This window comes from Wenzhouxiangella sp. YN9 (assembly GCF_056324165.1).
In genome coordinates this window covers 1-22854 of the sequence record NZ_JBJNIP010000080.1, presented here as the reverse complement: position 1 = coordinate 22854, position 22854 = coordinate 1, and the positions used below count along the sequence as shown (strand labels likewise).

23 protein-coding genes are annotated in these 22854 nt (G+C 66.9%); 12 read left to right on the top strand and 11 right to left on the bottom strand.

Annotation, left to right across the window (positions count from 1 at the left end):
• Positions 1 to 92 precede the first annotated feature (92 nt).
• Positions 93 to 1400, bottom strand: coding sequence for an FAD-binding oxidoreductase (locus tag ACEWQ0_RS05105; RefSeq protein WP_476484720.1), 1308 nt, complete (start codon positions 1398 to 1400; stop codon positions 93 to 95).
• Between the two features lie 93 nt (positions 1401 to 1493).
• Between ACEWQ0_RS05105 and fdxA the strand changes: the two genes are divergently transcribed.
• Positions 1494 to 1817 (top strand): ferredoxin FdxA, encoded by a 324-nt coding sequence (gene fdxA, locus ACEWQ0_RS05100; RefSeq protein ID WP_476482034.1) that lies wholly within the window; start codon positions 1494 to 1496, stop codon positions 1815 to 1817.
• 100 nt (positions 1818 to 1917) lie between these two features.
• Complete coding sequence (locus ACEWQ0_RS05095) at positions 1918 to 3033, top strand: META domain-containing protein (protein ID WP_476484719.1); 1116 nt, start codon at positions 1918 to 1920, stop codon at positions 3031 to 3033.
• Between the two features lie 206 nt (positions 3034 to 3239).
• Here the strand turns inward: ACEWQ0_RS05095 and ubiM are convergent, their stop codons facing one another.
• Positions 3240 to 4454 carry a 5-demethoxyubiquinol-8 5-hydroxylase UbiM gene (gene ubiM / locus ACEWQ0_RS05090; protein ID WP_476484718.1) on the bottom strand — a complete coding sequence of 405 codons (1215 nt, stop codon included), beginning with the start codon at positions 4452 to 4454 and terminating at the stop codon, positions 3240 to 3242.
• 153 nt (positions 4455 to 4607) lie between these two features.
• Between ubiM and ACEWQ0_RS05085 the strand changes: the two genes are divergently transcribed.
• Positions 4608 to 4913 (top strand): zinc-finger domain-containing protein, encoded by a 306-nt coding sequence (locus ACEWQ0_RS05085; protein ID WP_476482031.1) that lies wholly within the window; start codon positions 4608 to 4610, stop codon positions 4911 to 4913.
• A 573-nt stretch (positions 4914 to 5486) separates the two neighbouring features.
• Here the strand turns inward: ACEWQ0_RS05085 and ACEWQ0_RS05080 are convergent.
• Positions 5487 to 5921 (bottom strand): hypothetical protein, encoded by a 435-nt coding sequence (locus tag ACEWQ0_RS05080; RefSeq protein WP_476484717.1) that lies wholly within the window; start codon positions 5919 to 5921, stop codon positions 5487 to 5489.
• A 250-nt stretch (positions 5922 to 6171) separates the two neighbouring features.
• Here ACEWQ0_RS05080 and ACEWQ0_RS05075 point away from each other — a divergent pair, with 250 nt between their 5' ends.
• Positions 6172 to 7989, top strand: a complete 1818-nt coding sequence (locus ACEWQ0_RS05075; RefSeq protein ID WP_476484716.1) for a hypothetical protein — start codon at positions 6172 to 6174, stop codon at positions 7987 to 7989.
• A gap of 106 nt (positions 7990 to 8095) precedes the next feature.
• The gene (locus tag ACEWQ0_RS05070) at positions 8096 to 8404 is read left to right on the top strand and encodes a hexameric tyrosine-coordinated heme protein (protein ID WP_476482029.1); all 309 of its coding nucleotides are present in this window, start codon (positions 8096 to 8098) and stop codon (positions 8402 to 8404) included.
• A 280-nt stretch (positions 8405 to 8684) separates the two neighbouring features.
• Here the strand turns inward: ACEWQ0_RS05070 and ACEWQ0_RS05065 are convergent, their stop codons facing one another.
• The 5 genes from ACEWQ0_RS05065 to ACEWQ0_RS05045 all read right to left on the bottom strand — a co-directional run bounded on the left by ACEWQ0_RS05065 (position 8685) and on the right by ACEWQ0_RS05045 (position 11981).
• Positions 8685 to 9053: a DUF488 domain-containing protein gene (locus tag ACEWQ0_RS05065; protein ID WP_476484715.1), complete on the bottom strand. Its 369-nt coding sequence runs from the start codon at positions 9051 to 9053 to the stop codon at positions 8685 to 8687.
• 119 nt (positions 9054 to 9172) lie between these two features.
• A complete protein-coding gene (locus ACEWQ0_RS05060; protein ID WP_476484721.1) occupies positions 9173 to 9922 on the bottom strand; it encodes a succinate dehydrogenase iron-sulfur subunit in 750 nt (249 codons plus the stop codon).
• 104 nt (positions 9923 to 10026) lie between these two features.
• On the bottom strand, positions 10027 to 10338 hold the full coding sequence (locus ACEWQ0_RS05055; protein ID WP_476484714.1) for a hypothetical protein: 312 nt from the start codon (positions 10336 to 10338) through the stop codon (positions 10027 to 10029).
• A gap of 66 nt (positions 10339 to 10404) precedes the next feature.
• Positions 10405 to 11649: a threonine ammonia-lyase gene (gene ilvA / locus ACEWQ0_RS05050; protein WP_476484713.1), complete on the bottom strand. Its 1245-nt coding sequence runs from the start codon at positions 11647 to 11649 to the stop codon at positions 10405 to 10407.
• A gap of 32 nt (positions 11650 to 11681) precedes the next feature.
• Positions 11682 to 11981: a hypothetical protein gene (locus tag ACEWQ0_RS05045; protein ID WP_476482025.1), complete on the bottom strand. Its 300-nt coding sequence runs from the start codon at positions 11979 to 11981 to the stop codon at positions 11682 to 11684.
• 95 nt (positions 11982 to 12076) lie between these two features.
• On the opposite strand from ACEWQ0_RS05045, the gene ACEWQ0_RS05040 reads away from it, so the two are divergent.
• Positions 12077 to 13252 carry an NnrS family protein gene (locus ACEWQ0_RS05040; protein WP_476484712.1) on the top strand — a complete coding sequence of 392 codons (1176 nt, stop codon included), beginning with the start codon at positions 12077 to 12079 and terminating at the stop codon, positions 13250 to 13252.
• On the opposite strand, the gene ACEWQ0_RS05035 is transcribed toward ACEWQ0_RS05040, so the two are convergent.
• A complete protein-coding gene (locus ACEWQ0_RS05035) occupies positions 13225 to 13725 on the bottom strand; it encodes a hypothetical protein (RefSeq protein ID WP_476484711.1) in 501 nt (166 codons plus the stop codon). The genes ACEWQ0_RS05040 and ACEWQ0_RS05035 overlap by 28 nt on opposite strands.
• A gap of 41 nt (positions 13726 to 13766) precedes the next feature.
• Positions 13767 to 15785 (bottom strand): pyridoxal phosphate-dependent decarboxylase family protein, encoded by a 2019-nt coding sequence (locus ACEWQ0_RS05030; protein WP_476484710.1) that lies wholly within the window; start codon positions 15783 to 15785, stop codon positions 13767 to 13769.
• Positions 15786 to 15953: 168 nt separating this feature from the next.
• Between ACEWQ0_RS05030 and ACEWQ0_RS05025 the strand changes: the two genes are divergently transcribed.
• Entirely contained in the window at positions 15954 to 16655 is a 702-nt protein-coding gene (locus ACEWQ0_RS05025) for a Crp/Fnr family transcriptional regulator (RefSeq protein ID WP_476484709.1), read from the top strand.
• 6 nt (positions 16656 to 16661) lie between these two features.
• Here ACEWQ0_RS05025 and ACEWQ0_RS05020 read toward each other — a convergent pair whose 3' ends face one another.
• On the bottom strand, positions 16662 to 17726 hold the full coding sequence (locus ACEWQ0_RS05020; protein ID WP_476484708.1) for a COX15/CtaA family protein: 1065 nt from the start codon (positions 17724 to 17726) through the stop codon (positions 16662 to 16664).
• 237 nt (positions 17727 to 17963) lie between these two features.
• Here ACEWQ0_RS05020 and ACEWQ0_RS05015 point away from each other — a divergent pair, with 237 nt between their 5' ends.
• The 5 genes from ACEWQ0_RS05015 to ACEWQ0_RS04995 all read left to right on the top strand — a co-directional run bounded on the left by ACEWQ0_RS05015 (position 17964) and on the right by ACEWQ0_RS04995 (position 22596).
• The gene (locus tag ACEWQ0_RS05015; RefSeq protein WP_476482019.1) at positions 17964 to 18314 is read left to right on the top strand and encodes a c-type cytochrome; all 351 of its coding nucleotides are present in this window, start codon (positions 17964 to 17966) and stop codon (positions 18312 to 18314) included.
• Positions 18315 to 18396: 82 nt separating this feature from the next.
• On the top strand, positions 18397 to 18951 hold the full coding sequence (ubiT, locus tag ACEWQ0_RS05010; protein WP_476482018.1) for a ubiquinone anaerobic biosynthesis accessory factor UbiT: 555 nt from the start codon (positions 18397 to 18399) through the stop codon (positions 18949 to 18951).
• A gap of 72 nt (positions 18952 to 19023) precedes the next feature.
• Positions 19024 to 19581 (top strand): thioredoxin family protein, encoded by a 558-nt coding sequence (locus tag ACEWQ0_RS05005; RefSeq protein WP_476484707.1) that lies wholly within the window; start codon positions 19024 to 19026, stop codon positions 19579 to 19581.
• Position 19582: 1 nt separating this feature from the next.
• The gene (hrpB, locus tag ACEWQ0_RS05000) at positions 19583 to 21997 is read left to right on the top strand and encodes an ATP-dependent helicase HrpB (RefSeq protein ID WP_476484706.1); all 2415 of its coding nucleotides are present in this window, start codon (positions 19583 to 19585) and stop codon (positions 21995 to 21997) included.
• 164 nt (positions 21998 to 22161) lie between these two features.
• Entirely contained in the window at positions 22162 to 22596 is a 435-nt protein-coding gene (locus ACEWQ0_RS04995) for a DUF3617 domain-containing protein (RefSeq protein ID WP_476484705.1), read from the top strand.
• The last annotated feature ends 258 nt before the right edge of the window (positions 22597 to 22854 follow it).

Here is a 22854-nt window from a genome sequence, read left to right as displayed (position 1 = left end):
CGACGATGGTCAGACCGCAACGGAGTTACTCGGCACACCAGGTGCGTTCGAAGTCTCACCAACACCGGTCAGCGCCGAGCTGCCCGAGGTTGTTACATAGAAATCGTCGCCGATGTGTTGGGAATATGTTGACACGTTCCGGCGTCGAACACGATGCGGTTGCAGTCGGGCTCCAGGGCGCGAAAGGCATCAGCACTCATGTTCTCCGGCGGGCTCAGATTGAAGTGCAGATTGCCGTCGCCAACGTGCCCGAACACGCAGGGGCGGATACCCGGCACGCGTTCGGCCAGGGCACGGCAGGTGTCTTCGACAAAGCCCGGGATGGCGGCCACAGGAACCGAAATATCGTGCTTGAGGCTGGCGCCGCCGAGCTTCTGCGCCGGCGAGATTGCCTCGCGCAGGCGCCACAATTCACCGGCGCGGATATCGTTGGCGGCCACCACCGCGTCGGTGGCCACGCCTTCGTCGCGGGCGCGCTCGAGGGCTTGCACGCAGGCATCGCCGAGCCAGTCGCCGGCCACCGCCGTGTCGGCCTGCAGCAGCAGATACCAGGGGTGGGCCCTTACCAGCGGATCGTGCGCGTCGGGGAGATAGTCGAGCACGAAATCCAGCGCCAGGCGCGGCATCAGTTCCAGTGCCGAAACCGTCTCGCCCAGATGGTGCCGGAGCAGCCGCAGCAGCGTCAGCGTGGACGCCAGATCGGGCGCGCCGATCAGGGCGGTCATGCTCTGGCGCGGCGTGGCGACCAGGCCCAGGGAAGCTGCGGTAACGATGCCCAGCGTGCCTTCGCTGCCGATGAACAGCTGATTCAGGTCGTAGCCGCTGTTGTCCTTGCGCAGACCCTTGAGGCCGTCCAGCACGCGGCCGTCGGCCAGCACCACCTCCAGGCCCAGTACCTGCCGGCGCATGTTGCCGTAACGGATGGTCAGATGCCCACCGGCATTGGTGGCGACATTGCCGCCAATGGTGGCGCTGCCCTCCGAGGCCAGGCTCATGGGAAACACCAGCCCGGCACCAGCAGCGGCCTGCTGCACCGTCGCCAGCGGGCAGCCGGCCTCGGCCACCAGGCTGGCGCCCTCGGCGTCGACGCTGCGTATCTGGCGCATGCGCTCCAGGCTGAGCACCACCTCTGCCCCGGTGCCGCGCGCGCACTGACCGCCCACCAGGCCGGTGTTGCCGCCGCGCGGCACGATCGTCAGGCCGGCTTCGCGGCAGAGGCTCACCGCAGCGGCCACCTGCTGGGTAGAGGCCGGGCGCAGCATGGCCAGCGGCAGGTCGTGGTAACGTCCGCGCGGCTCGCCGCTGCGCTCGGCCAGATCCGCGGTGTCGCTGATCACCCCGGCCGCGCCAAGCAGGTTTCGCAAGCGCGCGAGGTTTTCCGAAAAGCGCTGGACTGTCATGCCGGCATTATCCCAGAAAGCATACATGCATCAAATATGCATGTTATCCTTTACTTCAGATTCCAGCGTGCTGTAAGCCAAGGTGGACAAGCCATGACCTTCGTTGTGACCGAAAACTGCATCAAGTGCAAATACACCGATTGCGTGGAGGTCTGCCCCGTGGACTGCTTTCACGAGGGCCCCAACTTTCTGGTCATTGACCCCGAAGAATGCATCGATTGCACCCTGTGCGAGCCAGAATGCCCGGTCGACGCCATCTATCCCGAAGACGATCTGCCGGCCGACCAGCGACACTTTCTCGAAATCAACGCAGAGCTGTCGCCACAGTGGCCGGTGATCACGGAAATGAAGCCCGCCCCCGAAGACGCCGAGGAGTGGGAAGACGTGCCGGGCAAGCTCGAGTACCTGGAGCGCTGAGCCGCCGGACCTGAACCGCCGGGCACGCCCACGACGGAACCCTCACACGGGGCACGGGTCGATAGCGGTAAGCTTTATCGCATTGCACCCGGAGAAGCCCGTGAACAAAGGATTCCTGAAACAAGCGCCACTGAAGCAGGCCGGCGTCGCAGCCGCCGCGCTGCTGCTGTCAGCCTGCACCTTCAACCTGCGCCCGCAAGGCGGAGACGAACCCGCCGACGGCGAAGAGCAGAAGGTGACCACCGCCGTGGCCGGGCAGCTGTTCTATCCCGAGCGCATCGCCCTGCCCCCTGAGGCCGTGCTGCATATGCAGGTTCACGAAATTACGCCGGAAGGCATGGCCACCATTGCCGAATACCACCAGCAGCTCGACGGCGGCCAGGTGCCCTTTCCGCTCGGCCTGAGCTTTGAACGCACGCCGGGCAACAACCACCTGCACGAGCTGCGCGCCAGCGTAAGCGCTGACGAAGAATTTTTGCGCGACAGCGGCCCGGTGCTGCTCGACCCGCAATCGACGCGCATCGACCTGGGCCGAGTCAGGCTGTTTGCTTTCGACGACGCGCTGACCGCCGGCGACCGGCCAACGCTCGATCTGCCCAACGAGGCGCGCGGCAACGAGCCGGGCTGGCTGCTCGAGCTGACCGACGATCGCGCAACGCTCGACTACGACTACGGCGAGTCCCGCATCACGGCACCGCTGATCGATCGCCAGGGCCTGAAACAGGGCGAGCGCATCCGCGCCGCCGGCGAGAACGGCGTGATCACCGCCACCTTCCACCAGACCGCATGCCGCGACAGCGCCACCGGCATGCCGCATCCCTGGCAGGTGAGCGCCCGGGTGCCCGGCCGGCGCCTGACCGGCTGCGGCGGCGAGCCCGAAAGCCTGCTCGTCGGCGACTGGGTGATCGAGCAGGTGGGCGAGATGCAGCCCGGCGAGGAGGCGCGCATGACGCTGGCATTCGACGGCGAAGGTCGAATCAGCGGCCGCGGCGCCTGCAACTCGTGGTTCGCCGACTACAAGCTCACGCCCGAGCGCCTGAGCATCGAGCGCCCCGGCGCGACCCTGATGGCCTGCGCCGACGAACTGATGGCGCTCGATCAGCGCCTGTTCGAGCTGCTGGATGCGGTTCACGGCTTTGAACTGGACAACGAAGGCCGCCTGCTGCTGATCTCCGGCAACGAGCGCATCCGCGCCCGCCCGGCCGATTCGGACTGAAGGCAGGTTCAGCGTCGAGTTTCTGCAACCGCAGATTGCGCAGGTCTGATCCGGTTGATGGCGGGCCGGGCTCGCCAGAACCGGGAAACCACTCTTTCGACAGATCTCTCGGGTTCAGTTTCCGTGTATTCGGTGCCTTCCGTGGTTACAAGGTTCTGACTTTCTTGAAATCTGCGCCATCTGCGGTTTCGAGGGCTTGAAGCCTATCAAGCCCCAGGCAAGACACCGCGGCCGGTCAGCTGCCCGGCCACGGCCTGACGGAAGGGCGCGATGCGGTTGGCCACCCGCAGCACCGAGCGGCGCAGCACGCGCGCGGGCAGGTGATCATTGGTGTACAGCCCCACCACCGTGGCGGTGGCCAGATACAGCGGCAGGCTGGCCATCCGGTGCCGGCGCTGATAGGCGGCCAGCACCGAGCGATCGGAAACCGGCAGACCGCGCCCGGCGGCCGAGTGCATCGCCTGAGACAGGATCTCGACGCCCTTGAGACCCAGATTGAAGCCGTGCGCGGTCACCGGGTGCATGCCCACCGCGGCGTCGCCGACCAGCGCCAGGCGCTCGGCGACCGTCCGGTCGGGCCACACGCCGACTAGCGGATAGAGGTGGCGACGGCTGTCGAGACGCATCTCGCCGAGGCGATGCCGGTACATGGCGGTGACTTCGCGGTTGTAGTCGGCCTCGTCGCATTCAGCCAGGCGGCCGGCCTGCTCGTGCGGCAGGGTAATCACCGCCGAGGCCCGGCGGCCGACGAGTGGCAGCATCGCCAGGGTGCGGTCGTAGCCGAACCACTCCCAGGCGACGTTTTCGTGATCGCGCTCGAGGGTGACGTGGGCCAGCAGCATGCTGCAGCCGAAATCGCGCATGCGCGCGCCGATGCCGGCCGCGCGGCGCAGGCTCGAAAAGCGTGAATCGGCCGCGATCACCAGGCCGGCCTCGACCGAACGGCCGTCGGACAGCTCGAGGCGGCGTCCCGTCGCCGTGAGCGCCGTGCCCTCGACCCTGACCCCGGCCTCGACCCTGGCGCCTTGCTGCGCGGCCACCGCCTCCCAGGCCGCTTTTCTGATGCGGTGGTTGGCCACCAGAGTGCCCAGCCGGTCGCTGCCGCCGTCGGCGTGGCTGATGCGCATCGGCCGCGGCGATTCGCCGTCGAACACGGCCGCGTCGCGCAACTCACTGAGGGTGGCGGCGTCCAGCCGTTGCCAGATGTCGATGCGCTCGAGCAGCGCCTGCGAGGCGTGGGTGAGCGCAATCTCGCGCCCGTCCTCGGCCGGTTCGGCCAGGTTGTCTTCCGACGCGCCGTCGAACAGGCGAATGTCGAGCCCCAGCCCGTCGAGCGCGCGCGCCAGGCACAGCCCGGCCGGCCCGGCGCCAACGATGGCCACATCGATGGTCATGTCGCTTGCAACTCCTCTGGTGTTCATCCCGGGGATGCCGTGCACCCGACCGTAGCACGCAGCGGCGGCTGGCGGGCTTGATCCCGATCAGAAACGAAAAAGCCGCCGCCCTTCACCATGAGCCTGCGCAAGCCGGTATCATGTACGGTTTGTCATGTAACCACCGCGGAGACAACCCCCATGGTCGCCAAGCGCAAGGAAGGTGAGCTCGGGCCCGCCTGCCAACAGCAGGAGTATGAAGTCGGCTGGGAAGACCTGCCGCTGTCGTGCCCCACGCCCGCAATGAAGGTCTGGAACGCCCACCCGCGCGTCTATATACCGGTTCACCGCTCCGGGCGCGAGATGTGCGCATACTGCGGCGCCGTCTACACATTGCGTGACCCCGATCCCGAACAGCCGATGCCGTTGTTCGACAACGCCGAGATCGAAAACGCCTTCCGCCGCGCCCAGCAGCGCGTGCGCGAAGAGCAGAGCCAATCGGCCTGAGTGCAACCAGCCGGACGTTGCGCCTGCTTCCCGCGCCAGGGAGGCGGCACCCGCGCCTGCCCGGTCGAAATGATGCCCGCGCTTGACACCCCGGCCGCCCGCGGCGTAGCTTTGAACCCGATGGCGAAGCAGGTAAAGGGGGTCCGGACCGACAGTCGCCCGGATGTTGTCATCACCATCGTTGCGACAGCCAACCGCTAGCCAGAGCCCCGTCATACCTTCCTTCGCATTCGCGCCCGCCCGGTGTGCGTGCCGCCTCTGCCGGTACGCACACCGGGTGAGCCACGCCTTGATCGGCCCGACCGGGAGGACGGGCCGCCGGAATGTGTCACGAGGGAGAACATGACCCGCAAGATCCTGAAGACCCTTAACCCCGTTTTTCTGGCGGCCGGCGCCTGGCTGCTGCTGTCCATGCAGGCCCATGCCGGCGATTACACCGCGCTCGGCTGCCCGCTGGCCATTGATGCCGGGCCGCTGCGCTGCGAGGCTGGTGCCGACCGCGATACCCGAATGCGCGATCGGCTGGCCCAGCTGCAGGCCGAAGGTCGGCTCAAGCCCATGCCGCGCCCCCGCTCACAGCCCGCACCGCTGGCGAAATCCGCCAGCCGCCTGCAGCGCGAGGGCCATCCCCGGCCCGAGGATCCAGAGGCTGGGTTGGTCCCGGCCGACTACATCAATCCCATCGACCTGGTTCGCGAGCAGGGACATTTGCGCCATGAAGTCCACGTCGACATCCCGAGGGACTGGGGCAGCCGGCACAGCCGCCTGGTCCAGGCGCTGAGCTTTCAGGCCCCGGACTGGGCCCGGAAGATGCTCGTCGAGTTCATCCCCGACGAGCCGCTGGATAAGCAGGGGCCGGCCGGCCTGTACCTGCGCCCCCATAACCCGTTCGTCGAGGGCAGCTTTCCGCAACCGGAGGGCCCGTTCGACCGCAAGCCGATCGATGTTCACGCTATCAACCAGGCCGCCTACCGCAGCGAGAACGCCAGAGAGCTCGGGATTGATCACTACCTCTTAATCACGCGCGACATGGACCCGGCGCCGGCCGGCAAGTCCTGGCACGTCGCCATCGGCCAGCTCCAATCCTGGTCGATCAGCGGGACGGTGCGGGTGTATTTCAGCGGCTCGACCTATCGCCCCCCCGCTGGCGGTCCGGCTGTACTACGACGCCGAAGAGGAGGCGCAGCAGGTCGGTTTTTTCGACCCGACTCCGCGCGAGCCCGACGGCGACAATCCCGGCACGACCCAGGGCGAGGCGATGCGCTGGATTCTGTTTCAGGCCACCGAGGAGCTGCTCGACCACCTCGACTTCGACGGTTTTCTGCCCATCCGGATTCTGGCCACGACCTTCGAAGACAACCTGCGGGGGGCGGGCTTTGCCTCCAGCTGGATCGATCGCGGATTCATCGAGCCCGAGACCCCGGCGCCGGGGCGCCTGCGCGCGCGCGGGCCCAACTCCGGCCCCCTCGGCGGCGGCTTCACCAAACACACCCGCCACCTCTACTCGGTCCCGCTGACCGTCTGGGAGCGTGAGGCCGGCACCGACGCCTGCCGCGCCCGGAATGGGGGCGGGGCAGTCGGCGCGTGTGGCCAGGTCCAGCAGCCCAACGAGGCGCTGATCACCGATCCCGGCCAGGTCAGCGCGGTGACCGGCTACATCTCGATCCTGCGTGATTTTGAGCTCACCAGCGGATCGCGGGCCGGTACCTGGTGGCGCTGGGACAAGAACCTCAAGGACTGGAGCAAGCCCAGACGGCCCAACATCACGGCCCTGATCAAGCACGAGGTGATGCACGTCCTGGGCTTCAGCTGGCCGACCAAATCCCAGGCCTACCTCGCCTCGTTCGAGCCGCCGCGGCCCTGGCTGGACCGGCCGTACGACATCCTGGCGCAGCGCGACGGCGAGTGGTTCCGGACCGGCACGCGGCAGCACTTCTACGGTCCGATCGCCAGCCCGAGCGAGCACAACCCCTGGCGGCACACCGCCGAGCCGGGTCCGCGCCTGGACGACCCGACCAATTCAACTAACGCAAACCTCTTCTCATTCCACCTGATGCGCAAGGACGGTGACGAGCTCGCGCAGTGGGAGCCAAACAAGGACTTCATGCGTACTTCCTCGGTCATCTGGGCCCCCCAGGAAGAGATCGGCATCGCCCGAGACATTCTGCTCGATCTCGGCTACGCCCGGGGCACTTGGTCGATCCAGGACCGGCGCCTGCCGCGGCACTGGTACGACCCGGAGCGCTCCGGCCACGGCCTGGACTTTCGGCGCGTCGAGCGCGCCGACGGCTCGATGCAGCACTTCCTGCATTTTTACACCTATGACTCCGACGGTAACCCCGAGTGGTACATCGCCACCGGCGAGCTGGACGACCGCATGGTCCTCGAGGCCGGGCTGGACTATGTCACCTGGGATGAGGGGCGCCACCCGAAGGCCCAGGCCAACCCCGGCCGCTCGGGCACGGTCCGCCTCAACCTCGACCCGGCCATCGATCATCCGGCCTGCGCCGAGCGCCGCCAGTACCACCCTGATGGCAACTCCAAGTGGCTGTTTGCGGTGCTGGAGTTCGACCTGCCCGACGGGTCGGGCACCTGGTGCCTGGAGCCGCTGATGTTCGGCCGCGAGCCGGCCTTCCCCGAAGAAGGCTCGGGCTCGTGGTATGCCGCCGATCCCGAGGACTCCGGCTGGGGCCTGAGCGTGATGACGCGTAACTACGGCCCGCGCCCGATCATCAACACCGTGGTCTATTACTACGATGATGCCGGCGAGCCGACCTGGTCGATCGGCACCGCCGGTGCCGACTACACCCTGCCCTACGGCTCGGTGGGTGCCGGGATCGAGATCGACATGCTGCACGTGACCGGGTTCTGCCGCACCTGCGAGCCGGTGGAGACCACCACCCAGTCGGCCGGCACGCTCGATTTGCAGATCAACAGCCAGCGCATGGAGGCCGATGCGAACAATCGCATCATGCGCCTGGACCTGACCGATCGGGGTCCGGTCGGCGGCCGCTGGCTGCGCGAGGATATCGACATCAAACTGCTGTCGAGTCCGCACCCGAACATGTCGCAGTGAACCTCGTGCGGGCGGCCGGCCGTCGGCCGCCCGCGTCGGCTGATTGATTCATTCACCCTGCATGATAAGCTGATCCGACTTTCGGCACGAAATAAGGAGAAGCAGCATGCAACGCACCCTGATTGCACTGATCGCCGCCCTGGCGCTGGTGGCCGCGCCGGTCTTCGCCGACGAGGACAAGTCTTCCGACGGCGCCGACGCCCTGAGCCTGATGACCGACACGCCGGCCGAGGGCTTCGACCTGGCCGTGTCGCTGGCCCGGCGCGCCGTGGTCACGACCCAGCCCGACAAGGAAGTGTTGTTCGACCAGCGCCCGCGCTACAGCCAGGACGCCGAAGACCTGATCGCCGTCTCGCAGACCGTGGCGATGTACTTCCAGACGGTGGCGGCAGCCAATAACTACTGGCGCGAGTAGGGCGTCACCTGAAGCTGCGGTTGAAGAAACCACAGATTGAAGCCAACCTGATTATGTATGTAAATCAGCCACGCTCCGACCCGCAGTCCAGGCTTTCCATATTCTGGAAACCACGGAAACACACGGAACATGAACCTCAGGAGTTCGATCAAAAGACTTCCTTTCGTGTCTCTCCGTGTTTTCCGTGGTTACAAGGTTCTGTTTTACTGAATCTGCGGGATCAAGAGCAGCAAGCCTCGAGCAGGCTGAGTGAAAGGCGTAGCCAGGAATTGCCTGGCGGTCAGAGCATTTCCTGAATGACTTCGCGCAGCACGACCGCCTGGTTGTGCTCTTCGTCCTTCGCGCCATAGAGCAGCACCAGACCGTGGTCGCGGGCCATTTCGGCCAGCTCTTCGAGCAATTCCTGCTTGTCGTCGTCGTCGCGCAGTTCCTTGCGGTATTTCTGCTTGAAGGCGGCCCACAGCTTGGGGTCGTGGTCGAACCACTTGCGCAGCTCGTCGGAGGGCGCCAGCTCCTTGTACCAGTGATGGTGGCCGGCGTCTTCCTTGGACACGCCGCGCGGCCAGACGCCATCGACCAGTACCCGGATGCCTTCGTTCTTTTCCGCTTTGTCGTAGACGCGACGAATGTTGACCTGACGCTTGTTCATTGTCGATTACCTCAAGAGTTGGCCTGGTTACGTACGTTTATCGGTGACTCTCGAAACTGCAGTTTCAAGAACAACAAGCCCCGGGCCGGCTGAACGGCGTACATGATCAGGAAAGTCGATCAGAATTTTCTCTTGAGCAACTCCTGCTTGATTCGGGCGATTGCGGTTCCCGGCTCCAGGCCCTTGGGACAGGTGCGGGTGCAGTTGAGAATGGTGTGACAGCGATACAGCCGGAAGGGGTCTTCGAGTTCATCGAGGCGTTCGCCGGTGGCCTCATCGCGGCTGTCGGCCAGCCAGCGCCAGGCCTGCAGCAGGGTCGCCGGGCCCAGAAAGCGATCGCCGTTCCACCAGTGGCTGGGGCAGCCCGAGGTGCAGCAGAAGCACAGGATGCACTCGTAGAAGCCGTCGAGCCGGGCGCGGTCTTCGGGTGACTGCAGGCGTTCGCGGTCGGGCGGGGCCGGGCTTTGCGTGCGTATCCACGGGCGAATGCTCTGATACTGCGCGATGGCATGCGTCTGGTCGCCGACCAGATCCTTGATGATCGGCAGGTTGTTGAGCGGAAAGACGCGCGCCGGCTCCTTGAGCTCTTCGATCGGCTGGGTGCAGGCCAGCCAGTTGCGGCCGTTGATGTTCATGGCGCACGAGCCGCACACGCCCTCGCGGCAGGAGCGCCGGAAGGTCAGGGTCGGGTCGATATGGTTCTTGATGTGGATCAGCGCGTCGAGCAGCATCGGCCCGCAGCGCTCGGTATCGACGGTATAGGTGTCGATGCGCGGCGAGCTGTCCTGATCGGGATCGTAGCGATAGACCGACAGCTCCAGCGGCGCGGCGGGGTCTGCCGGTCTTGGCCAGCACTTGCCCTCGCGCATGCGCGAGCGGCGGTTGAGGCCGAAGTTCGCGGGCACGGGGAAGCGGCGCGGATGCTCGTTGAGCGGGCGATCGGATGAGTCGCGAATGATCAGACGGCGCGGGTTCATGGCTCGTCCGGCGGTGCGTCGTCAACGGAGTCATCGAGCAGCGACGCCTTGCCTTTCGGGGCCCCGTCGGGCTTGAGCTCGTGCTGCTGCTGGCGAAAGACCCGGGTCATGCGCTCGAGCTCGTCGGCAACCGCTTCGACAACGCAGGGCTCGCCGCGCACGCAGGGGCAGACCGCCTGCTCGACCTGCTGCCGGCTGCCCTGATCGGAGGGCAGCGCCTGCTCGGCCAGCGCTTCAGGGCCGTACTTGCGCGCCAGCCGCAGCAGTTTTTCGAACGAGATGGCGGGCGTGTAGCTGTCGGTATCCACGGCATCCTCCAGGCGCTTGTCTGGATTGATGCATCCACGATACGCCTTGCCGGCAGGCCCTGCAAGTCAGCGGCTTTGCTCCGGATGGGTCAGCGCCTGTACCGCCAGGCCTTCCTTTTCAAGCAGCTCGAAGAGCTCGAGCTGATGGGCGCTGTCGCGCGTTTCCAGCTCCAGAGTGATTTCCGTCAGCCCGACGGGCACGTGCAGCTCGCCGCGGCGGTGACGCACGTCGCGGACGTTCATGCCCAGCTTGGCGACCCGCTCGATCAGGCCGGCCAGGTTGCCGGGACGGTCGGGCAGCGTCACCGCCAGGCTCAGCAGGCGTCCGCCGGCGGCCAGGCCGTAGTCGATTGAGCGCCCGACCAGCGACATGTCGATATTGCCGCCGGAAACCACGCAGGCAACGCGCTCGTCGGAGCCGAGTTCGATGCGGTCTTCGAGCAGGGCGGCCAGAGCCGCCGCGCCGCCGCCCTCGGCAATGGTGCGGGTGGTTTCGAGCAGGCTGACGATGGCCCGCGCGATGGCATTGTCATCGACGGTGACGATCTCGTCGACGTGCTCGGCGATCACCTGGCGGGTCAGCTCGCCGGGGGCCTTGACGCTGATGCCGTCGGCAATGGTTCTGGCCTGTGGGTCAATGGCCTCGAAGCTGCCGTCGTCCAGAAAATGCCGCCACGGGGCCACCGCGTCGGCCTGCACGCCAATCAGCCGGATGTCCGGGCGCTGCAGCTTGATCGCCAGGGCAATGCCGGAAAGCAGGCCGCCGCCGCCCAGCGGCACCACGGCGGTGGTCATCTCCGGCATGGCGGCGAGCATTTCCAGGCCGCAGCTGGCCTGACCGGCAATGATGTCGAGATCGTCGTAAGGCGAAATGAACACCAGGTTGTGTTCGTCGGCCAGAGCGCGGGCGCGCTCGGTCGCCTCTTCCAGGCTGGTGCCGATCTGCTCGATGCGCGCGCCCAGTTCGCGGCAGGCCACCACCTTGGTCATCGGCGCGGTTTCGGGCATGACCACGGTGGCGGGCAAGCCGAATCGGCGGGCGGCGTGCGCAACTGCCTGGGCGTGATTGCCGGCCGAGGCCGCGACCACGCCGGCCACCGGGGTGCTCAGGCGGTTCAGTTCGGCGAGCTTGTTGCTGGCGCCGCGAAACTTGAACGAGCCGGTCAGCTGCAGGTTCTCGTGCTTGAGTGACAGCGAAGAACCCAAGCGGGCGCTCAGGGTTTCGCTGGCGGTCAGCGGGGTGGCAATGATGCGCTCTTTGATACGCTTGTGCGCAGCAAGCAGGTCTTCCAGTGCAAGTTCGATGGCCATGGGTTTTTCTTCTTTCTGGCGGTTGACAGGCGCTATTCTGACACCGACGGTGCGCCGTCGGGGCGCTCGAGGGTGTCGAGCAGTTCGTTGGCGCGCGCCTGCAGGGCACGATAGCCTGCCTCCCACTGCCCGTCGCGCGGGCGGGTGCGCGCCAGCCGCAGGATCAGCTCGCGCATTTGTGCGTTGTCTGCCGCCAGCGCTTGATAGTCGTCAGCGCGCACCAGCTCTACGGCGCGATCCTGACAGATGCCCAGACAGGGCTGCGGCGCCTCGATGCGACCGCAGCCGATACACTCCCAGGCCTTGAAACGAGGATTGAACTGGCGGGCCATGATGCGTGCTCCCGGGACGAACGCGGGCCGCCCGCCCCATTGACTGGCGCCATCGCGGAGACGATGACGCCGATTAAGTATGTAGAATACATATTATGGCAGAGTTCATCCCGGCAGGCCGGCCGAATCCGGTCGTGGTCAAGCGCGTCATCACCGAAACCTGGTTCTTTCCCCTGGCCGCGCTCTACGGCGCGCTGGCCCTGCCGCTGTTTGCGGCCGGCTGGACCGGGCTGATCACCGCCACACCGGGGCTTCAGAGCCCGGCCGGACACGCTCACGAACTGCTGTTTGGCTACGCGCTGGCGGTGGTGTGCGGCTTTCTGGTCAACCGCGTGCCGGGAACCCGGCTCGGGCTGCTGTTCGCGCTGTGGTTCTGTGCCCGCCTGGCTTTTCTGTTTGTGCCTGAAAGCGTGCTGGCCGCGGTCGCCAACATCGGTTTTGCCAGCGTGGTGGCGGCCACCGCCGCGCCGCGCTTCATGAAGGCGGCCAAGAAGTGGCGCAACCGTCTGACCGGCCCGCTGGTGCTGGCCATCTGCGCCTGCGCAGCGGCCTTTCACCTGGTGCTGGCGCGCGGCGGCGGCTTTGCGCTCTACGTGGTGGCAGGCGAGGCGGTGGTGCTGTTCGCCATGCTGATGCTGTTCTTCGGCGGGCGCCTGATTGCTCCGGCCGCAGCCGGCGTTATCGAACGCAGCGGCGGCAGCATGGAAGCCAGAGTGCAGCCGCGTATCGAAGGTGCCATTCTGCTGACGATGATCGGCGCTGCGCTGACCGGGCCGCTTGCCGCATTCATCGGATCACTCGCGGCGCTGGACATGCTGCACGGCCTGCTGCTGATCGCCGCCGGCATGCTGGCCAGCATTCGACTGCTGCGCTGGCAGCTGTGGCGCTGCGGTGGGCGGCCCGATCTGCTCTGCCTGGGAGTTGGCTATGGCTGGCTGGCGCTGGGCCTGATCCTGCTGGGCCTCAGCCGTGGTTTCGATCTCGGCCTGGCGCGGCCGGCAGCCACCCACGCCATCACCATCGGCGCCCTGGGCACGCTGACGAGCTGCATCATGCTGCGCACCCGGCTGCTGCGCCTGCGCCATGAGCTGACCCGCTTCGGCCCCGCTTTCATGACCATGACCGGTCTGATCAGCCTGGCCACCGTCGCCCGGCTGCTATCGACCGGCAGCGCGGCCGGACTGCTGCTGGCCGCAGCCGCGTGGATGCTGGCGCTGGGCGTGCTGTTCGTGCTGCTGTCGAGCTATCGCCGCGCCGCCCAGCCGGGATGATCGAAGTGCTCGGCGTAGGCTTGCAGCACTTCGTGCAGTCGGTGCAGGCCGGCGTGCAGATCATCGGATTCTCGCAGTGAACGCGCTGCGCCAAGGGCCGCTGCCAGCAGCTTGTGCAGCTCGGCGTCGGCATCGGCGGGCAGCCGGCAGTTGGCAAACATGAAGTTGACCTGATCGTCGACGGTCGCGGCCAGCTCGGCGGCGGATTCGGCGTCGAACTCGTCATTGCGGTAGGCATCGTGGGCCGGCTCGAAGGCGTCTCTGATGCCGGCCATGCCCTGGCGCAGCGATGCGTCCGTGGCCCACTGGCCGGTTTCAGGGCGCTCGAGATCAAGATCGGCGCCGGTCTGCATCGCCTGATGATCATGCGCCTGGTCGTGCTCGTGTTCGTGGTCGGCCTTCTCGGCGGCTGCCGGCATGCACAGCGCCAGCGTCAGGATCAGCAGGGTAAAGCCGTGAATCGCGCTTTTCATGTCAAGACTCCTTGCAGTTTCATCGGGGTAGTATTCACCGGCTATCCGACATCGGCATCGGCCAGCTCACGCTTGACCAGCGCGGCGAGATAGCGGCTGTAGCGATCGAGATAGTTCAGGCCTTCGTCGCGGCCGGAAAGCCAGGGGTTCATCAGCGTGTGGCGCAGCAGGAAGATGCTGTCGGCCTGGTCGCCGGAGTCGTCCGGCGCCTCGGTAAAGCTGGCGGGGTCCAGATCGAGCTCGGTCATGATGTGTTCGGCGGCCTGGCTGCTGAGCTTGCTGCGCTGGACCAGCGTGCGTGAACCGAAGAACTCGCGCGTGCGGATGTCGATCTCCTCGCCGACGTCCAGGTGAGCGTAGAGGCGGCGGCCGAAGGCGTTCATTTTCGCCAGCGAGCGATTGCCGGCGGGGTTGATGGCCAGGCACACCAGGTTGGTGTCGGGCACGAAAGGCAGCACCACCCGCGCAATGCCGGCGAGCTCGTCGCGCAGCCGGTCGATGTGGCGGAAGAAGTATTCGCAGTTGCGAATGGTCTCACCGCACAGCCGGCCCATGTGCTCGGCATCGAGCGGCAGCACGCGATGGCTCAGCCAGGCACCGGCGGCTACCGCACCGGGCTTGGAGCCTTCGAGAATGTACTGACCCAGGTTGCGGAAGCGGCGCTCGTATTCCGAATCGGCGGTGGCTTCGGATTCGTCGAACACGTAGGCGGCCTTCTGACTGATGAAGTCGGTCATGCCGCGGTCGCGTGCCACGTAGGCGCCGCAGCCGAAGGGCACATAGCCCAGCTTGTGCGGGTCGACGGTGATCGAGTCGGCGTGGCGCAGCGCCGCGAAGGCCTGATAGACGCGGGGCGTGGGAAAGTAGTGAAAGTCGCGCCGCATGTCGTCGCGGTCGATCAGGGTGCCGTCGGGGTGGCGGAACATGCTGGCCAGATATCCGCCCCAGGCCGCGTCGATGTGGATGGCGAAATCCAGCCCGCGGCGGCGCCAGCGCTGACGCGCAGCGACGATCTCGTGGACCGGGTCGATCGAGCCGAACTCGGTAGTGCCGAGAATGCCGATTGCCGCCAGCACCGGGCGCTTGCTCTCGTGCAGGGCCGCTAGCTTGTCGTCGAGCGCGTCGGCGTCCAGGCGCATGCGCTCGTTGACGGCCACGGGCACCAGCTGGGCGCTGCCCAGGCCGAGCAGCTTGAGCGCCTTTTCCCAGGAGTAATGCGCGGTATCCGGCACCAGCACCACCGGCGTGCCCAGCTCCGGGTGGCGCAGGTGAAACTCGGCCATGCCGAGGGACTCGACGCGCTCGTTCTCGATGGCTTCGGCAAGATCACGCGCGGCGCGCTGATCGAGCTTGCGGTCAACGGCGGCCAGCAGATCGCGGCGGAGCCGGATGACGCGGTCGATCGACAGGTTGAACAGCTCGGGCGCGCTGGCCTGAAGGAAGTCGCTCGGCCCGCCTGGCAACTCGCCGGGATCGAAACCCGCCTCGCGCATCGCCCGGGCGGCCGCCAGCGGCCAGTAGCGCACGGCGCGGAAGTACCACAGCGCCTCGTCGTTGGCGATGGTGCCGCCGGAGGTGGCGTGGCCCCAGGCGCAGGGCTCGACTTCGGGGTCGGTGTTGTAGCCGAACATGGCAGCGAGCTGCCGGCCCAAGTCGAGCTCCAGCGGCAGGGTTACCGGCGAGGACTCGTCGGTGACGTTGTTCGGGTTGTAGAGCGTCGTGACCAGCTGGGCGATCAGGCCGGGCAGCAGCAGGTCCGAGGCCATGTGGCCGATGTAGCGCGGGTTGAAGAACGGCGCGGAGTTCTTCAGCCGCGCGGTCAGGCCATGGAGTTCGCTTTTCATGCGGCCGACAAAGCGCCGGTACTCCGGACCGGTGTTGGCCAGCACGGGAATCTGCGGCCGGTCTTCGGGGTGGATGTTGCGGCGCCAGTAGACATGGTCGCGCAGCAGCTCCACCAGAACCTTTTCGAACAGCTCGTTGTTTTCGGCGTAGGCGCCGAGAAACAGCGGGCTGAGCCAGTCGATCAGCTCGGCTTCATCTTGTTGTTTGTCGTTCATTGCTCGTCAGTTCACTGTTCTCGAGTGCATTGTTTCCGGATTCATGGGGCGGCCGAACTTGGCCCGACCGATCTTTGATCGTGATCAATAAGAGGCATGACAGATGCTGCTTTACTCACTATACGTCAATATCGGCTCGCCCGACGGGCCGTACAAGAGCATCCTGCCATGAGCAAGACCCAACAGCCCGGCGTCGACGAGCTGCAGCAGTTTGCGCTGCTGGCCGGCCTCAACGAGGCCGAGTCCGGGCGCGTTCTGGACAAGGCCCGCATCGTGACCGTCGAGCGCAACGAGCATCTGTTTCACCACGGCGACCCGGCCCGCCGGATCTGGCTGTGCCGGCGCGGCCAGCTCAAGCTCTACCGCCTGTCGGAATCGGGCCAGGAGAAGATCATCGCCATCATCAATCCGGGGCGCAGCTTCGCCGAGGCCACCTTGTTCATGTCCAAGCGGGTCTACCCCGTGCACTGTGCCGCCCTCAAACCCAGCGAGCTGATCGGGTTCGATGCCGACGACCTGGTCGAGACCCTGAACAACGATCCGCAGGCCTGCTTCCGCCTGCTGGGCACGCTGAGCCGGCGCATGCACGAAAAGATCAACCAGATCGAATCGCTGGCGCTGCAGAACGCCCATCTGCGCGTGGCCCATTATCTGCTGGACCAGTATCGCGACCGCGGCGAGCCGACAAGCTTTCGCCTGGAGGCGAGCAAGAAGCACATTGCCGGGCTGCTGGCAGTGCAGCCCGAAACCCTGTCGAGAAGCCTGGCGGCTCTGCAGCAGGAGGGCGCGCTGGACATGGACGCACGCTACATCACGATCAGGGACGCGGCGCGGCTCGAGCAGGCCGCCCGCGGCACGCTGACGGTCTGACTCGCCTCAGCCCGGCGCCGGCGCCAGACGGCCCGAATGCACCGGCTGCGGCGCGTGGCTGACGCGATAATCGGCAGCAATCAGCGCCGCCAGTACCAGCACCGCCACGCCCTGATGGAGCGTGCCCAGAACCACCGGCACATAGAGCATCAGCGTGGTGATTCCCAGCGCCACCTGCACGCCCACGACCACCAGCAGAATGTGAAACGCGCGCCGGCTGCCGGCATCCGGTGCCCGCCCACGCTGGCGCAGCCACGCCGCCAGCACCACCGCCAGCGTCGACAGCGCCAGCAGCCGGTGCATGAACTGCACGGTGGCGGTGTTCTCGAAGAAGTTGCGCCACCATGGTTCCAGCCCCAGGATGCCTTCGGGGACCAGCCGCCCGGCCATGAAGGGAAAATCGTTGTAGACAAGGCCGGCGTGCAGGCCGGCGACAAAGGCGCCAACGAACACCGTCAGCGGGACCATGAACAGCAGGGCGATGGTCCAGCGCCGCAGCGGATGCGGCCGGTGCACCGCCGGCATCAGCAGGCCCAGCGCCAGGCGGAACATCAGCGAGAAAATGAGCATCGCCAGGCTCAGATGGGCGGCCAGGCGGTAGGGGCTGACGCGCGGGATGTCGACCAGCCCGCTTTGCACCATGAACCAGCCCATCCAGCCCTGCAGCGCCCCCAGACCAAGGATGCCGATCAGCGGCCAGCGCAGGCGCCGCGGAATCCAGCCGCGCCAGAAAAACCAGGCCAGCGGCAGGGCAAAGACCAGGCCGAGCGAACGCGCCAGCATGCGGTGGCCGAACTCGAACCAGTAGATCACCTTGAACTCGTCAAGCGACATGCCGCGGTTGACCTTCTGATACTCCGGGCTGGCCCGGTAGGCGTCGAACTCGCGCATCCAGGTGGCCTCGCCGGTGGGCGGCAGAACGCCGGTTACCGGCTGCCACTCGACCATCGACAGCCCCGAACCGGTCAGGCGCGTGGCGCCGCCGAGCATGATCAGGGAAAACAGCACCAGGCAGCAGATAAGCAGCCAGATGCCGACGCGACGCTGATGATGTCTTTCGATCAGATTCATGCTGTGTGTCATTCTGTTCTTGTGGCGGGCACTGCGGTGCATCAGCCCGAGCGACAGTATAGATGCTGAGCGGTCAGCGCGCGGCCGGGTGCATCGCTGCCAGGGCCTTCCGGCTGCCTCTCATAGCGGTATAATGAATCCATCTTTGTGGCTGATTCAGCTTTGATTCAGCGCAAGCGGAACGATCGGCCCTAGAATAAGCCGACGCAACAACCAAGACCCACAGGAGAGTCAAAAATGCGTGTTCTGTTGACTGCAATCGTTTTTTCCGCCGGCGCCCTGCTGGCCCACTCGTCGCTGGCCGCCGACGCCGAAGCCGGTGAAGCAAAGTTCAAGCAGCTCTGCGCCACCTGCCACGGCCCGAGCGGACAGGGCGATGGCCCGGCATCAGCCGCGCTCAATCCCTCGCCGCGCGACATGAGCGACGCCGAATGGCAGGCCTCGGTCGATGACGAGCATCTGCACACCGTCATCAAGGACGGCGGCGCCGCCGTTGGCCTGTCGCCGATCATGACGGCCTTCGGCCACGCGCTGAGCGAAGAGGACCTCGACAACGTCGTCGCCTACATTCGTACGCTCGACGACTGAGGACACCGCAGACCGCCCGCGGCCGTCGGGCGGACCCCGCCCGACGGTCCGGCATCCACGCACGACATCTGGAGAACCCGCCGTGAGCCTTCGTTCTGCCACCGCCCATCCACTGGACGCAATGGCGCGCCGCATGCCGCCACCGCAGCTGATGGCGCTGCCGCTGCGGCTGTGCCCGCCGCCGGTGGAGCGCCGCCTGCTCGAGCGCGCGCTCAACCATCTGCTGGCTGAGCTCATCGCCGACGGTGAATTCGACTACCTGGCCGGACGGCGCCTGGCCGTCGAGATCGAAGACATGGACCTGCGCTGGGTGGTTACCGCCGGCGATAAGCGCCTGCAGACCGTCTCCGGCCGCGAGAGCGCCGATGCCAGCATCCGCGGCCGCGCGCTGGAATTCCTGCTGCTGATCGCCCGCCTGGAAGACCCCGACACGCTGTTCTTTCAGCGCCGGCTCGAGGTCACCGGCGATACCGCCATCGGCCTGACCACCCGCAACCTGCTCGACCGCCTGCCGATCGAGGCCCTGCCCCTGCCGCTGCGCATCGCGCTCAACCGCGCCGGGCGCTTCGGCCAGCGCATCCGGCAACAACAGAGCGTCGTGCCGAGTGATCGCCAACCCGACAGCCCTGCGGCCTGACGTTGTAGACTGATGCAGCCAGCGGGGGTTGGCCCCGCGGCGAAACCATCCATCAACGTAGCGAGAACGCCCATGGCCCGAATCGAGTCGACCATGCTCCCGCTGGGCACGCCAGCGCCCGATTTCAAACTGCCCGACACGGTCAGCGGCAAGACACTGGGCCTCGACGACATCGCCGGGCAGCGCGCCACCCTGGTGATGTTCATCTGCAATCACTGCCCCTTCGTCCGGCACGTGCTCGACGAGCTGGTTCGCCTGGGCAACGATTACGATCCAAAGCAGGTCGGCATGGTCGCGATCAGCAGCAACGACGTGACCGGCTACCCGCAGGATCGGCCCGAGCGGATGGCCGAGCTGGCCCGCGCAAGGGAGTTTCCCTTCCCCTACCTGTACGACCAGCCCCAGGACACGGCGCGGGCATTCGACGCCGCCTGCACGCCGGACTTCTACATCTTCGACGGCGATCGCCACCTGGTTTACCGCGGCCAGCTCGACGACTCGCGTCCTGGCAACGACAGGCCGGTGACCGGCCGCGACGTGCGCGCCGCGCTGGATGCCCTGCTGGCCGGTCTGCCGATCACCGAAGACCAGAAGCCCTCGATCGGGTGCAACATCAAGTGGAAGGAGTGATTTGCTCCCGGTAGACGCTGCTCTTCCGGAGCTGCTCGACGCGCTCGAGAACCACCCCACGGCGGTGCTGCAGGCGCCGACCGGCAGCGGCAAGACCACGCGGGTACCGATGGCCCTGCTGGAGGCCGGCTGGCGGCAGGGGCGGCGCATTGTCATGCTTGAACCCAGGCGGCTGGCGGCACGCTCGGCGGCGCGCTTCATGGCCGGTCAGCTTGGCGAGCGGGTCGGGCAAACGGTTGGCTACCGCACCCGCCTGGATACCCGCATATCGACTGAAACCCGCATCGAGGTGGTCACCGAAGGCATCCTCGCGCGCATGATCCAGTCCGACCCGGAACTGGCGAACTGCGCCGCGGTCATCTTCGACGAATTTCACGAGCGCTCACTGCAGGCCGATCTGGGCCTGGCGCTGGTGCGCGAGTCGCAGCAGGCCCTGCGCGAAGACCTGCGCGTGATCGTGATGTCGGCCACGCTCGATACCGAGCGCCTGTCGGCCCTGCTCGACGACTGCCCGGTGGTCACCGCCGAAGGCCGCAGCTACCCGGTTGATGTGCGCTACCGTCCGGCCCTGCGACAGCGCCGGATGGAGGCGCACGCTGCCGCCGTGGTGCTCGAGGCGCTCGACAGCGAACCCGGCTCGGTGCTGGTATTCCTGCCGGGCATGCGCGAGATGCGCCGGGTGGCCGAGCGGCTGGAAGGCCGCCTGCCCGACGATGCAGAACTGCATCTGCTGCACGGCCAGCTCAGCGCAGCCGCGCAGGACGCGGCCATCCGCCCGGCCGCTGCCAGCCGGCGCAAGATCGTGCTCGCCAGCGCCATTGCCGAGTCGAGCCTGACCATCGAGGGTATTCGCGTGGTCGTCGACGCCGGCTGGCAGCGGCAGGCACGCTTCGACCCCAACAGCGGCATGACCCGGCTGGTGACCGAGCGCGTATCGAAAGCCTCGGCCGAGCAGCGGCGCGGGCGCGCCGGCCGTCTGGAGCCGGGCTGCTGCTACCGCCTTTGGACCGAGGCCGAACAGGCGCGCCTGCAGCCGCAGAGCGCGCCGGAAATTCTCTCCGCCGATCTGGCGCCGCTGATGCTCGAGCTGGCGCAGTGGGGCGTTGCCGATCCCGGCGAGCTCGACTGGCTGGATCCGCCACCAGCGGCGGCCCGCGAGCAGGCCATCGAGCTGCTGCAGGCACTTCAGGCCCTCGACGAGGCCGGGCGCATCACCGCCGACGGCCGCGCCATGCTCGCCCTGGGCACGCACCCGCGGCTGGCGCATATGGTGCTGGCCGGCCGCCGGCTGGGCCGGGCCCGGACGGCGGCCGAACTGGCCGCGCTGCTGGGCGAGCGCGATATCGGCGGCTTCGGCGAGGCCGACATGGCCCTGCGCCTGGCGCGGCTGCGCCGGGCCGGGCCGCGATCCGGCGGCCTGCTGGCGCAGGTTTCGAAGACGGCTGACCGCCTGGCCGACGGGCGCGGCGACGACAAGAGCGCGACCGCGGGCATCGGCGCCCTGCTTGCCACCGCCTGGCCCGACCGCGTCGGCCAGGCCCGCGGCGGGCAGCGGGGCCGATTCCTGCTCGCCAACGGCCGCGGTGCTTTCGTCGACGCCGCTGATCCGCTGGCCGGCAACGAATTCATCGTTGCCTGCGATCTCGACGGTCAGGCGCGCGAGGCGCGGGTCTACCTGGCCGCGGCGCTCAGTCGAGATGAACTTGAAGCGGTGCTCGCACACCGCATCCGGGAGCACGAGACGGCCGACTGGGACGAGCGCCGCGGCACCGTCGTCGCCCGGCGCGAACGACGCCTGGGTGCGCTGGTGCTGGAATCGACCGAGCTTGACCGCCCCGGACCCGAAGCACTGCAGGCCGGGCTGCTCGACGCGGTTCGGCGCAAGGGCCTCGAGGCGCTGCCCTGGACGCCAGCCGCCCGGCAATTGCAGGCCCGCGTTGCCCTGCTGCACTCGCTGTGGCCCGACGACTGGCCGGCGCTCGACGACGACACGCTGACGGCAACGCTCGACGACTGGCTGGCACCCTGGCTGGCGGGCATGAGCCACTGGCGCGACCTGGCTTCCCTCGACCTGGTCGCGGCGCTGTCGAACCGGCTTGGCCACGAACGCTCACGCGAGCTGAAGACACTGGCACCCACCCGTTTCGACCTGCCCACCGGGCAACGCGCCCGGCTGGACTACTGCACGGAGAATCCACCGGTGCTGCGCATCAAGCTGCAGGCCATGTTCGGCTGCCGCCGCACCCCCGCCGTGGCCCGCGGTCGGGTGCCGATCCAGCTCCACCTGCTCTCGCCGGCCGGGCGGCCGCTGGCGGTCACCGCCGATCTGGCAAGCTTCTGGGACAACGCCTACCCGCAGGTGCGCAAGGACATGCGCGGGCGCTATCCCAAGCACGACTGGCCCGAAAAGCCCTGAGCTCGGGCAGCAGGCGATTCAGCCGCCGCTCAGGGCAGCGCGGTACAATGCCGCTCCATAACCACGCAGACTGGCATGACTGCCTGGCCGATTGCGTTATTTCACTACATGTCGATTAAAAATGCCGGGCCCGACCCGGATCCCCCAACCACGAGGAGTGACACATGATTGCACGCACGCTTACCGCCGCCCTGGCGCTTGGACTGATCACCGCCGCCGTGGCGGAAACGCCCAACATCGAGCCTGGCCTGTGGAAATACGACAACCACATGACCTTCTCCGGCGACATGCCGATTCCCGATCAGAACCAGTCCAGCGAAGAATGCATCACGGCTGAAGACATTGCCGAAGGCGACGCTTTTCTGGACGATGTCGATGAATGCGACGTTACCCACAAGGACGTGCGCAGCGACGGCATGGACTACTCGATGACCTGCGCCCAGCCCGACGGCACGCAAATGACCATGGACGCCGAGATGCAGTTCAACGGCACCACCGCCAGCGGCACCGTCCAGGGCAATATGGAAACCCCGATGGGCGCCATGCAGATGACCATCAACATGTCCGGCGAACGCATCGGCGACTGCGAAAGCGAATAAACCGCTACCGCCGAAGCATCGAACTCAGAGCCGGGCACTGCCCGGCTTTTTTGATTCCATGCGGCGGCTGCGAGGGTAAAGAACAGCAGCAAACCCTCAGAAGCCTGCCGGCTTTGGTCAGCGCCGTATCGCGATCTGGAGATCGCTCCTGCAACGGCGGGCGCCAAGGCCCTGCCGGGTGGCGCGCAGGGCACGGTGGATCAATCACCAAGCGCAAGCCACCGGCTTCGACCAGCACCATATCGCGATCTGGAGATC